Origin of the sequence: Sporosarcina oncorhynchi, from assembly GCF_033304615.1 — a bacterium.
Classification (GTDB): Bacteria; Bacillota; Bacilli; order Bacillales_A; family Planococcaceae; genus Sporosarcina; species Sporosarcina oncorhynchi.
On sequence record NZ_CP129118.1, the window covers coordinates 986,500 to 999,175 of the forward strand.

8 protein-coding genes are annotated in these 12,676 nt (G+C 47.5%); 6 read left to right on the forward strand and 2 right to left on the reverse strand.

Annotated features, from left to right (window positions below):
- Window positions 1-67: 67 nt before the first annotated feature.
- From QWT69_RS04565 to QWT69_RS04575, 3 genes are all read left to right on the forward strand, one after another.
- A complete protein-coding gene (locus QWT69_RS04565; protein WP_317969427.1) occupies window positions 68-1,510 on the forward strand; it encodes a S41 family peptidase in 1,443 nt (480 codons plus the stop codon).
- A gap of 277 nt (window positions 1,511-1,787) precedes the next feature.
- Entirely contained in the window at window positions 1,788-2,957 is a 1,170-nt protein-coding gene (locus QWT69_RS04570) for a PDZ domain-containing protein (RefSeq protein ID WP_317969429.1), read from the forward strand.
- 22 nt (window positions 2,958-2,979) lie between these two features.
- Window positions 2,980-3,249 carry a DUF2198 family protein gene (locus QWT69_RS04575; RefSeq protein ID WP_317969431.1) on the forward strand — a complete coding sequence of 90 codons (270 nt, stop codon included), beginning with the start codon at window positions 2,980-2,982 and terminating at the stop codon, window positions 3,247-3,249.
- Between the two features lie 129 nt (window positions 3,250-3,378).
- Here the strand turns inward: QWT69_RS04575 and QWT69_RS04580 are convergent, their stop codons facing one another.
- Together QWT69_RS04580 and QWT69_RS04585 are read right to left on the reverse strand one after the other, a co-directional pair.
- The gene (locus QWT69_RS04580) at window positions 3,379-3,687 is read right to left on the reverse strand and encodes an AzlD domain-containing protein (RefSeq protein ID WP_317969433.1); all 309 of its coding nucleotides are present in this window, start codon (window positions 3,685-3,687) and stop codon (window positions 3,379-3,381) included.
- The gene (locus QWT69_RS04585) at window positions 3,687-4,415 is read right to left on the reverse strand and encodes an AzlC family ABC transporter permease (protein ID WP_317969435.1); all 729 of its coding nucleotides are present in this window, start codon (window positions 4,413-4,415) and stop codon (window positions 3,687-3,689) included. The genes QWT69_RS04580 and QWT69_RS04585 overlap by 1 nt, the downstream gene beginning before the upstream one ends.
- Window positions 4,416-4,564: 149 nt before the next feature.
- On the opposite strand from QWT69_RS04585, the gene QWT69_RS04590 reads away from it, so the two are divergent.
- From QWT69_RS04590 to addA, 3 genes are all read left to right on the forward strand, one after another.
- A complete protein-coding gene (locus tag QWT69_RS04590) occupies window positions 4,565-5,188 on the forward strand; it encodes a TVP38/TMEM64 family protein (protein ID WP_317969437.1) in 624 nt (207 codons plus the stop codon).
- 297 nt (window positions 5,189-5,485) lie between these two features.
- Window positions 5,486-8,980 (forward strand): helicase-exonuclease AddAB subunit AddB, encoded by a 3,495-nt coding sequence (addB, locus tag QWT69_RS04595; RefSeq protein WP_317969439.1) that lies wholly within the window; start codon window positions 5,486-5,488, stop codon window positions 8,978-8,980.
- Complete coding sequence (gene addA, locus QWT69_RS04600; protein WP_317970908.1) at window positions 8,964-12,674, forward strand: helicase-exonuclease AddAB subunit AddA; 3,711 nt, start codon at window positions 8,964-8,966, stop codon at window positions 12,672-12,674. The genes addB and addA overlap by 17 nt, the downstream gene beginning before the upstream one ends.
- Window positions 12,675-12,676 lie beyond the last annotated feature (2 nt).

Below are 12,676 nucleotides of genomic sequence, written 5' to 3' on the forward strand. Positions count from 1 at the left end.
TGCCGGATTTCTGTTGTCGTAACAGACTGTCCCTCTTCATATAGTAAATGGAGGAGGGAAGTTATCGATGCGCAGAAGCCGGTTTTTTGTATTCGCCATTTTAGCTATTATGGCGACAGGCGTATTTCTGATTTTGGATGGATGTTCTTCAGGTGATGGAAAAAGTGCAGGAAAAGTGATGTCGGAGACTTTCCCGGTCATCGATGAGGCGTATAGCATCATCAAGGAAAAGGCGGTGTACCCAATCGATGGGGACAGGCTCGTAGAAGGTGCGCTACGCGGTATGGCTGATGTAATTGGAGATCCGTATTCAACGTATCTGTCAGAAGAGGAAGCAGTGTCGCATCGGGAGTCACTCGCTGGTGAACGGGTTGGTATTGGAGCGGAAATTACACGCTCAAGTGGCCGCTACATTATTGTCTCGCCGATTAAAGGCTCGCCGGCTGAGAAAGCGGGTTTGCAGCCATATGACGAAATCGTTCGCATTAACGGAGAAGCGCTTGGCGGATTGACGTTACAGGACGTCGTCAAGAAAATCCGTGGGAAGGAAGGTAGCGCGCTGTCCATGACCATCTACCGACCTGATCTGAATAAACACCTGGAATTGAAAGTGCTACGGGAAGTCATCCCTGTGAAGACTGTGTCTGCTGAACTGATGGAAGTAAGGGGCGAAAAATTTGGTTACATAGCTCTGACGATGTTTGGCGATGAAACGGCAGAAGAGTGGAAAAAGGCAACAGATAAAATGATTGCTGAAGGTGCAAGGGCATTGGTTATCGATGTGAGAGGAAATCCTGGCGGCTATTTGCGTGCGGTCGGAGAAGTGGCTGGGAGTTTATTGCAAGATGACACGGTTTTCGCGTATATGCAAAATGCGAAAGGTGAATTGACACCACTTGTCGTGGAGCCTTCGGAGAAATTTAAGTTTGATGAAAAACTGAAAAAAATGCCTGTCGTGTTATTGCAAGACAAAGGCAGTGCATCTGCTAGTGAAGTACTCAGCGGTGCGATTAAAGATTTACGACGCGGCTTTATTATTGGGCAGAAAAGCTTCGGTAAAGGGACTGTCCAAGATACGACAGAATTGTCCAATGGTGGAGAAATGAAGTTGTCTACTCATAAATGGCTGACGCCGAAAGAGACGTGGATTCACGGTAAGGGAGTGGATGCGGATCTGGTTAGCGAGCAGGCGAAGCTGTTCACGGAACATATCCGGTTTACAACAGATGTCTATAAAGCAGGGGATTATCATGATGATATCGCCTATGCGCAACGTCTGCTTGCGGGGCTTGGGTATTCAGTCCAACGGGATGACGGCTATTTCGACGAATCGACAGCTCTTGCTGTCCATGACTTCCGCGTTGCGAACAAAGTGGAGATAGACAGTATTATGGACCGGAAGTTCTTCACGAAATTGCGCGAGAAGGTAGATGCGTATAGGAAAGATCAGGCGAATGATAAGCAGCTGCAGGTTGCGGTTGGGTATGTGCATCATTTGTTGACGGAGTGAGTATGGGTGCGGTTATGGACTTTTGTAGTGAGCTTTGGACTTTTGCGAATGGATTTGGAGTTTTACATTGAGTTTTGGAGTTCTTCGGACAGTTTTGGAGTTATGTGAGACGTTATGGACATTTGATAGATTTTTAGATCTCCTGCGCGAGCGGGGGATTTTTTTAGTGGGCAAATAGTAGAGTGTATGAAAAAATTACGCGCTGTCTCACACGCAAGCCCATTCTTTTGATACAATGAAGAGTAAATAAGCTTTCGGGATGGGATGGTGCCGGGTGATGAGTGAACAAGTACTGATGGATCTAGTAAAAGCGGTTGCTTTATTTTTCTTGAATCCAGTCTGGTTAGTTGCGGTAGTCGCCGCGGTCGGACTTGGGTATTTCCGTGTAAAGCGAGAGCGGCGAAGCTTTCATGTTCGTCTGCATCCCGGTTTAACGGAGATGAAAAGAGTGCTGGCTGAATCGTGGTTACCTGCACTCGTGTTATCTGTACTGATTTCCGGAGTTGGCCTCACTGTCGATGCAAGTTGGTTAGTACTTGTATCAGCATTGGCAATTGTTTCGATGATGACATTTTATTATCAATCCGCCTCACCGATTTATTTCGCGGCACTTGCTTTCTTCGGACTGTACGCAATGCAACAGTTTGCGGGTGATTTCAATTTCCGTGGCTGGTCGCCGGCTGATGTCGATCTGTTTGGAGAAATAGCGTTGACGGTTCCGGTTATAGCAGGCTTGCTGCTAATTGCAGAAGGATATCTTGTCCGTAAGAAGGCGGCGGCTTATGCATCGCCGTTTCTGACGAAAACGAATCGTGGATTACGGGCAGCTACGTTTCTGTCAAAACGCCTTTGGTTATTGCCAGTTGTTTTCTTAGTGCCGGGTGATTTCATGACAGCGTTCGCCCCGTACTGGCCGCAATTTACGCTAGGTGCAACGGCGTTTAGTTTTGTGCCTGTTCCGCTTATTATTGGCTTTTCACAAGTTGCACGGTCAAGTTATCCCGAATTGTTATTTCCGAAAATGGGACAGGCAATCGGTTCGCTTGGTATAATCGTTGTCGTTTTCGGAGCGTTTGCATGGTGGATGCCGATTGTCGGCTGGGTAGCACTTGTTATCGGCGTTATTGGCAGAATGATGGTGACGATTATCGTCGCGGTTAAAGAACGAAAAGGTGGTTTCATCGCAGCTCCTCAATCGGCAGGCGTCGTTATCGCGGGGATCTTGCCTGAGTCGCCAGGGGCAAAACTTGGTCTCGTACCCGGCGAGTGCATTCGAAGTGTGAACGGAATCCAAGTGTCAAATGAAAAAGAATTGTATGATGCTATTCAAGTAAACGCGGCACATTGTCGTCTGCAAGTAATCGGACGTGACGGAGAAGTCCGGCTCATGCAGCAAGTGTTATTCCGTCATGACCACCACCGGTTAGGATTGCTTGTCGTCCGTTAAGCCATAAAAGGAGTTAAGCAAAATGGATCTCGCTACATTGGAAACAAAATTACTGCTAGCACTCATTCTTCCTGGGTTACTCGTCGTCTTTTTCACGCGCGTGACATTCCACCATATTGTCGGACTCGTTTTGACAATTGCGCTCATTGCCGCTTCGATTTATGCAGGCTATACACATACATGGATATTGTATGTGGCGGATGCGTTGTCACTCACTGTAGGCTTTTGGTACGCGACGCGTATGGTGAAGAGGGCGAGAGAGCATGAACATGAACATGAGGAAGTTGAATAAATGAACGATATGCCGCTCCGTTTAGGGGGCGGTTTTTTTGATGGGTGCGGGTGGCTCGTAGTTGCGTAGCATCCGGATTGTATGACGCGATTAACACAAAAGAAAAACCGCCTGAGAGACGGTTTCCATTTACATGAATAAGCTATAGACGGCGAGCACTCCGATTGTTCCAAGGACGACGGGCATGAGGCCGCCGCCGAGATAGGCGATGAGGAATGCGGTTACCGTTCCGATAATGCCGAATAAGATATTGCCTTCTTGGACGAAGAGGATTGCGGGAAAGATGAGCGCTCCGAGTACGGCGTAGGGAATGTTGCTAAGTACGCCACTAATGATGGGTGGCAGTTCTTTGCCGTCCAGGAATGTGAGCGGAATCATTCTAGGGATGTAGGTGACGAGTGCCATGCCGAATAGCATCCACCAGTATGTTGGTCCCATTAGTCAACCTCCTTTTCAATTTGAAAGGCTGCGGGATTTTTGCCCCGTCTGGCATAGATGATTTCAATTAAAATCGATGAGCCGAGTGTCGCAACGAGTATCGCCCATCCGGTCGGAAGGAGTCCTGTGAAATAGATGAGGCAATGGATGACAGCTGCAAGAGCAGCAAGCATGACGACTTTTCGGTTGCCTTTTGCTGATGGCACAAGCAGACCGATGAACATGGCGTAAAGCGCGATGGACATGGCGATTTGCAGGAATTCGGGCAGATTGGCGCCGACGAAATGACCGATTGCGGTGAAGGCAACCCAGCTGCCATAGGCAATGCTTGCGACACCGAATGCAAAGGCAGATGTGATTTTTTCGTCCTCTTTGCGTGTTGCGAGTACAGAGAACGTCTCGTCGGTAATACCGAAAGCATAGGCAGCTTTTACGATTTTCGGTGCACGTTGCATCTTTTCATTAAGTGAAGCCGTCATAAGAAAGTGTCGGATGTTGACGACGAACGTATTGATGACGATTGTGACGGGATCGACGTTCAGTTTGATGAGACTGAGTGTCATGTATTGAGCGGCTCCGGCGTAGACGAAGATGCTCATAGCAGTCGCTTCAATGAATGACAGTCCGGTTGTTTTAGCGAGCAGACCGAAAGCGAGTGCGACAGGGAAATAACCAATCGCTATTGTGGAACCGGCTTTGATACCGGAAGTAAACTGACTTTTGTACATGTTGTCACATCTTTCTCATATGTATGGTTGTAAATTATACTATATTTTCCCGTTTTGGTGGTATTCTTATAGGGAATGCTTGTACATAAGGATAGCTTGTTCGATTAATAATAGACCGTCAAATGCTGACATGACAAGGGTGTATGTGTATGGAAGATTGGTTGAGTGTTGATAAGATTATCGAGTTGGCAGAGCAATATAAAGCGCTTGGGCCGTTTTTTGGTCTGTTGCCACCGTTCATAGAATCTTTTTTGCCTTTTTTACCGTTGTTCGTTTTTGTGTTCGCAAATTCGGCAGCATATGGCTTATGGTATGGATTTATCTTATCATGGGTTGGGACCGTTGCGGGTTCATATGTCGTTTTTTTAATTATTCGAAAGTATGGTAGGAAACGACTTTTGCGTTTTCTGACGAAACATAAACGTGTGCAACAGCTTATTGGCTGGGTGGAGCGGAACGGCTTCGGCCCGCTGTTCATCCTGATTTGTTTTCCGTTCACACCTTCCGCGCTCGTAAATCTTGTTGCAGGTCTGTCGAATATGAAGAAGAAAAGTTATTTAATTGTCCTCATGGCTGGGAAGCTCGTGATGATTTTCACAATTAGTTTCATCGGCTATGATTTGAAGGCATTGCTGACACAACCGATTCGGACTGGAATTGTGCTTGGCATCATCGTTTTGTTATGGCTTGTCGGCAAATGGTTCGAGAAGCGGATTGATAAGCGGGTGGAGGAGGAATCGAGCACGCTTTTCCAAGGGGAAGATGAGGAGTGATTTGTAGTTGCCTTTGGACTTTTCGGGGGAGTTATGGACTTTTGTAGGTGACTTTGAACTTTTCGAAGCAGTTATGGACTTTTACAAGGATATATGGACTTCTGTAGCCGGCTTTGGACTTTTCGTGTTGCCATCACGTTTTCAGGATAAAAGAATAGGTACATCTAGTTAGTGTAATTAGTTCCTGTCCACCTCATCTTTCGGTACAATGAAAGGTAGGTTGATAGGGACTATTTTTATGTAATCACAGATTTGATCTATACATGTAAAGACGGAAATGAATGAGGGGGATTTGACATGTCATTGCGTTTCATTACCGGCAGGGCCGGAACAGGGAAGACGACGATGATTGAACGGGAGATTGCGGCTGAGCTTGAGCGTGATCCGCTCGGGGAAGCAATCATTCTAATTGTGCCGGACCAGATGTCCTATTCTATGGAGCATAGTTTGTCCGTCAAATTCGGGTTGAACGGGATGATTCGTGCACAAGTGTCGACGTTTAAACGGCTTGCGTGGCGCGTGTTGCAGGAAACGGGTGGCATTACACGCAAGGAGGTCGACGGGTTCGGCTATCGTATGCTTGTCCGGAGTGTGCTGGAAGAAAATCGGGATGAGTTGAAGTTGTTTCGTCAAGCAGCAGATAAGCGTGGGTTCACCGAGAGAATCGGCGATCTGATGAAGGAGTTCAGCAGATACTGTCTGGACACGCCAACACTTACGCTTCTTCAAGATAGTCTGTCAAAAGGGAATGCTCCGCGCACTTTGCAAGACAAAGTAAGTGATCTAGTGTTGCTTGTCAGTAAAATAGAAGAAAAACTCGGGACTACTTACGTAGATAGTGAAGGGCATCTCGCGTTATTGGCTTCGCAGATTAAACACGCAGAGCTGATTGAAAGAGCTGAGATTTATATCGACGGATTCGAAAGCTTTACGGCGCGTGAATATGAGATCATTACAGAATTGATGAAGCATGGCAACCGGGTGACCGTTGTGCTGCCGATGGAATCCGATTTGTCGGGACACGCCGATCACGAACTGTTTTTCAATGCCGTACGGTCTTCCATGAAACTGCGGGAAATCGCACGGGAAGAGTCGATTGAAATCGAAGAGCAAATTCATCTTGAAGAAGCGTTGCGATTCACAAACGCCGAGCTTCGTCATTTCGAGCGAGAATTCGAGAATTATCCGCCTGTTGAGCATGCATCTGAAGGAGCGGTCACACTTATCGAAGCGACGGACCGTCGTGCAGAAGTGCACGCGGTAGCACGGCATATCCGCAAACTTGTGATGGACGGGCATCGTTATAAAGGATTGTCGATTTTGTATCGTCAACCTGACGTGTATGACGAACTGATCGAAACAATTTTTTCTCAGTATGATATACCTGTCTTTATTAGCCGAAAAAAACCGATGTTGCATCATCCACTTATCGAATTCACACGATCTATATTGGAAGTCGTAACGTCAGGCTGGTCTTATGAGTCCGTGTTTCGAGCGGTGAAGACGGATCTCTTCTTTCCTCATGGGGAAGACAAGCTAATTTGGCGGGAGCGTGCGGACAGGCTCGAGAATTATGTACTGGCAAACGGTATTCACGGCAACCGTTGGCAAGATGACGACAGATGGAAAGTGAAGAGATATCGCGGGTTGGAACTGCATACGAATGTGCAGACCGATGAGGAATTGCAAATGGAGCAGGAATTGCATCTCATCCGTGATGTTGTGCGTGAACCACTTTCAGCGTTTGCCGCTCAGCTGAAAAGCGCAAAGACAGGACGACAAAAAGCAGAAGCGCTGTTTACGTTTATGGAGTCTTTGCACGTTTTCGAAAAGATTATCGATTTACGGGCGGAGGAGGAGCGCGCGGGGAAAATGCTAAGCGCGACGGAGCATGATCAGGCATGGAATTCGTGGGTCAATGTGCTCGACCAGTTTGTGCTCATGTTCGGTGACAAAGAAATAGCACTTAAAGAAGCGGCGAGAATTTTAGATGAAGGATTGGATACGCTTGAATTCACACGAATTCCACCTTCATTGGATCAGGTGACGGTGACGACGATTGAACTTTCCAGCTTGATGGATATCGATGTCGTTTTCGTTATCGGCGTAAATGACGGCGTGTTGCCCCAACGGATCGATGCGGAAGGAATCCTATCCGATTCGGACAGGGAATGGTTCACGATGAATGGGATCGAATTGGCCCCTTCATCTAAAACGAAGTTGATGGATGAATCTTATATGGCATACAGGGCATTCACATCAGCACGGGAAAAGCTGTTCATCTCGTATCCTGGAGCGGACGAAGAAGGAAAGTCGCTGTTGCCGTCCCTTTATATCCCACGGGTTCAGCAATTGCTCTCCGGAGTGGCAATCCACACAGCCGTCACAGACCCGTCGGAACTGCTAGATGAAGACGAACAGGCTGATTATATTATTCATCCGCGAACAGCACTGCCTTATATCGCTACGAAAGTGAAAGAAGCTGAACAAACGGGCGGTATCGAGTCTGCCGAATGGCTTGCGGTGCTGAACTATTACGAGGAGGATCCGCTTTGGTCATCAGTACTTCGTTATATTACCCGCTCGATGCATGCTGGCAATAAAACCGAACGGCTCGCTCCGCAGCTGACAGAAGGTTTATATGGGAAAACATTCGTTTCAAGTGTGTCACGTGTCGAATCCTATTACAGCTGTCCGTTCCAGCATTTTGCGTCTTATGGACTGGGGTTACAAGAACGAATGGAATATACACTCGAAGCACCGTCGATCGGTGATCTGTTCCATGCGGCATTGAAATGGATTTCAGATGAAGTCAACAGGACAGGCATTTCATGGTCAGAGTTATCGAAAGCGCAATGCTGGCAACTGGCAAGAGACGCGATGGATTATATTACACCAATGTTTTTCAACCGGATTCTTCTGTCGACGCAACGCTACCATTACATTAGGCGGAAGTTGACGCATATTTTGACGCGGACGATTTTCGCGCTTGGTAAGCAAGCGACGACAAGTCTCTTTAAGCCGATTGCGATTGAAGCGGCATTCGGGCCAGGTGAACAGTTGCCGCCACTTGAAATCCCGTTACGACGCGGCAATCAGATGAACTTGCGCGGTCGTATCGACAGAGTGGATGCGACTGAAATTGACGGTAAAAAGTATTTGCGGATCGTCGACTATAAATCATCTGCCCAGCAACTGGATCTGACCGATGTCTATTATGGCATTTCCTTGCAGATGTTGACGTATTTAGATGTTGCCGTCGAACATGCGGAAGAATGGATTGGATTCAAAGCGGATCCAGCAGGCGTGCTCTATTTGCATATCCACAATCCGATGATCCGGACGGAAATCGAATTGACGGAAGAATTGATTGAACAAGAAATCCTGAAATCGTATAAAATGCGCGGCTACCTGCTCGATGATCCGGAAGTCGTCACGGGTATGGATGCACAAATCGGCAAGACGTCATCTGTTATTCCCGCCTCGTTCAAGACGGACGGCTCGTTTACGAAAGCGTCGAAGGTGTTGTCGACGGAAGATTTACACACCGTCAGGAAATTCGTCAGGCATAGACACCAGCAAGCGGGAGACGGGATGCTGGCAGGCGATACACGCGTATATCCATACAAACTAAAGGATAAAATGCCTTGCCAGTTTTGTTCGTATCGGTCGGTTTGCCAATTTGACCCGACAGACCCTGATCAGGCTTATAGACAGTACGAGTCGATGGATTCTGAGCAATCACTCGAAAAAATGCGGAAGGACGTGACAGATGATGGACATTCCAGTTAAACCGGAAGACGTGACGTTCACGGATGCCCAGTGGAAAGCGATATGGGCGACGGGGAAAGATATCCTCGTTTCTGCAGCAGCCGGTTCCGGAAAGACGAAAGTGCTCATTACGCGCATGATCGAGAAAGTGTTGAATGAAAAAAATCCAATCGATGTCGATGAGTTGCTTGTTGTCACATTCACAAACGCGGCAGCCGCAGAAATGCGCCATCGTATGGCAGAAGCGTTGGAAGAGGCAATCGCTGCGAAACCGGATTCGATTCATCTACGCAGACAATTAAGTCTGTTGAATAAAGCGCAAATATCGACATTGCACTCATTTTGTTTAAATGTTGTTCGACAATACGCCTATTTACTCGACATCGATCCAGGATTCCGGATTGCAGATACGACTGAAGCGGCATTGCTACGCGACGATACGGTCGGTGAAGTGCTGGAGGATGCTTACAATGCGGAAGATCCAGAAGCGATGTACAGACTTGCAGACAGCTTTACGTCAGACCGTAATGACCAGTCGATTGAGACACTCATCGACAGGCTCTATGATTATTCCCGCGTCCATCCGTCCCCAGAACGCTGGTTGCGCATGTTGCCGATGGAATACGAAATCGGAGAAGATGCAGTTATCGATGAACTCGATTTCATCGGTCCGCTTAAAACGGCGATTCGCCATACGCTTGAAGAAGCAATCGCTTTGACGACTGATATGAAACGGACAGCAGAAATGCCGGAAGGGCCGGAACCGCTTATACCGACAGCGGAAGCGGATTTGCAGTGGCTGCTCGAAGCGAAAAGACGGATCGAAGAAGGTTCTTGGGAAGATACGTACACGTTCTTCGGTTCACTAAAATGGGTGAAGGCAGGCACAATCAGAAAAGACAGCTGTGATGAGGAACTGGCAAAGCGGGCGAAAGGTTTGCGCGATTCCGTGAAGAAAATTATCAATACGCTGAAGGAATCCTATTTCACAAGAACACCCGCCCGTCTGCTTGATGAGATTCGGTTTATGGCACCGATGATGCATACACTTGTCGGTTTAGTCATTGATTTTGGGGAGCGTTACGGGCAAGTGAAGATGGAAAAAGGGCTCGTCGACTTCTCGGACTTGGAACATTTCGCACTGAAGATTCTTGCGGTCGAAACAGAAGGGCAATTGGCACCGTCAGATATCGCTGCCGATTATTTAAATCGGTTTGCGGAAGTATTAGTTGACGAATACCAAGACACGAACTTGCTGCAGGAAGCGATCATTCAATTGGTGAAGCGGGGCGGTGAAGCGGATGGTAACTTGTTTATGGTAGGCGACGTGAAACAGTCGATTTACCGATTCCGACTCGCTGAACCGGGGCTGTTTCTTGGAAAGTACACCCGTTTCACGACGGACGATACAGATCGAGGATTGAAAATCGATTTGAACGCCAATTTCAGAAGTCGGAAAGAAGTACTCGATGCGACGAATTTCATCTTCTCCCAAGTGATGGGTGAGCGTGTTGGCGAAGTTGAGTACGACGAAGCTGCTGCTTTGAAATATGGGGCACGGTATCCAGAAAAAGAGACAGCCGCATCATTGACGCTACTTTACGAAACGGATGACGATGGGCTGGAAGTAGAGGCGGATGAGCTAACAGGACAGACATTGAAGCATTCCCAGGCAGAAGCGCGATATATGATTAAGCGCATTAACGAACTGATGAATTCGGGCGCGGAAGTGACGGATGCCTTCACGGATAAGCGCAGGCCGCTTGCCTATCGTGATATCGTCATCCTTATGCGTTCGATGACGTGGTCTGGAGCAATCGCGGAAGAGTTCAAGCTTGCTGGTATACCAATCTATGCAGAATTGTCACGCGGCTATTTTGAAGCAATCGAAGTGATGATCATGCTCAACACATTACGAGTCATCGACAATCCGTATCAGGACATTGCACTTGCTTCGGTGTTGCGCGCACCGTTCGTTGGGATGACCGAAAACGAATTGGCTCAAGTACGACTCGTCGCAAAAAACAAACCATTCTACGAAGCGCTCAAGCTGTTCATGGCGAGCGGTGGAGCAGGGGTTACGCCAAGTACACAGGAAAAAATGCAACGGTTTTTCTTGCTGTTCGAAGACTGGCGCAATCTCGCTCGACGGGGTTCGTTATCGGAACTGATCTGGCAAGTGTATTCGGATACGCACTACTACGAAATCGTCGGCGCCATGCCAAACGGCAAACAGCGGCAGGCGAATTTGCGTGCATTGCATGACCGAGCAGTCGACTATGAGAAGACCTCATTCCGCGGATTGTTCCGTTTCCTCCGGTTCATCGATCGGATGCAAAAGCGCGGCGATGATCTCGGTACGGCCCGGTTTGTCAGTAATACGGAAGACGTCGTACGTATAATGACGATTCATTCGTCTAAGGGTCTTGAGTTTCCGTATGTATTTATTGCAGGAACAGGTCGGAAGTTCAATAAGATGGATTTCAATGAACCGTATTTATTCGATCAGCATTTCGGTTTGGCGGTTAAAGCAATCGATCCTGAACTACGCATTACGTATACGTCACTGCCGTTCCTTGCGATGAAAGAAAAAAAGGAACTGGAAATGCGCGCGGAAGAGATGCGTGTACTGTATGTGGCGATGACAAGGGCGAAAGAGCATTTGGAAATGATTGCGTCTGTGAAGGATATCGAAAAAACAATCGTCAAATGGCAAGATGCGCAGCTACTCGAACATGGCTCGATGTTGCCCGAATATACTCGGTCACGTGCGAATGGGTATCTCGACTGGATCGGCCCTGCGATTGCCCGGCATGCCGATTTCGGGAAGTTCGGTGTCATGTACGGCGGTGAATTGATGGACGATCACTCTAGATGGGAGATTTCCGCCCACCCGATTTCGTCATTCCTCGTTTACGATCAACAGGAAGAAGCGGACAGTTCAGTCGAACATGCAAAAAAGGAACTGGCTGTCGAATCAGAATGGCCGCTCGAAGTGAAACGCAGATTTGACTATGTCTATCCCCATCTTCATTCTGTACAAAAACGATCCAAACAGACCGTGAGTGAACTGAAACGGATCTCCCAACTTGAGCAGGAATCCGAAATGGATAATTTCTTCTCAACGCGAGACGATGAAGTCAGTACACCGTATTTACATGAGCGACCTGCATTCATGCAGTCGAGATCCTTATCGGGCGCTGAAATCGGAACAGCGATGCATACGATTATGCAGCATATCGATTTATCGGTGCCGTATACTGCCGAGGAGGTCCAACAGTTCGTAGCGGAGCTTGCAACACGTCAATTATTGACAGAGAAAGAAGTAGCAAGCATTCATACTGAAGCGGTCGTATCGTTCTTTGAGACGCCGATTTTCAAAAGACTCCAAGCATCTGGAAGGGTGCTACGGGAATTGCCCTTCACATACGCCTATGACGGTAGTGACGGTGATCATCAACTATTGCAAGGGATTGCGGACTGTTTATTCAAAGAAGAGGACGGATGGGTTTTACTCGACTATAAAACAGACAGAATTCAACATGAATCCGCAACTGAAGAACGGTTGACGGCAGTAATGCAGAAACGATATGGTATCCAGTTAAACTTGTATAAAAAAGCGATAGAATCAATAACTTCGATACACATTAAAGAGATGGTCCTCTATTTGTTTGACGGGGGAAAGGCTGTAGCGATTAGGGAGGAATTAGTTTGAAA

Bases quoted from the DNA above. Each gene is read 5' to 3' on its own strand.
- QWT69_RS04590 (WP_317969437.1), top strand. From the start codon at position 4,565: ATGGAAGATTGGTTGAGTGTTGATAAGATTATCGAGTTGGCAGAGCAA.
- QWT69_RS04585 (WP_317969435.1), bottom strand. From the start codon at position 4,415: ATGTACAAAAGTCAGTTTACTTCCGGTATCAAAGCCGGTTCCACAATA.
- QWT69_RS04570 (WP_317969429.1), top strand. From the start codon at position 1,788: ATGAGTGAACAAGTACTGATGGATCTAGTAAAAGCGGTTGCTTTATTT.
- QWT69_RS04565 (WP_317969427.1), top strand. From the start codon at position 68: ATGCGCAGAAGCCGGTTTTTTGTATTCGCCATTTTAGCTATTATGGCG.
- QWT69_RS04575 (WP_317969431.1), top strand. From the start codon at position 2,980: ATGGATCTCGCTACATTGGAAACAAAATTACTGCTAGCACTCATTCTT.
- addB (WP_317969439.1), top strand. From the start codon at position 5,486: ATGTCATTGCGTTTCATTACCGGCAGGGCCGGAACAGGGAAGACGACG.
- addA (WP_317970908.1), top strand. From the start codon at position 8,964: ATGGACATTCCAGTTAAACCGGAAGACGTGACGTTCACGGATGCCCAG.
- QWT69_RS04580 (WP_317969433.1), bottom strand. From the start codon at position 3,687: ATGGGACCAACATACTGGTGGATGCTATTCGGCATGGCACTCGTCACC.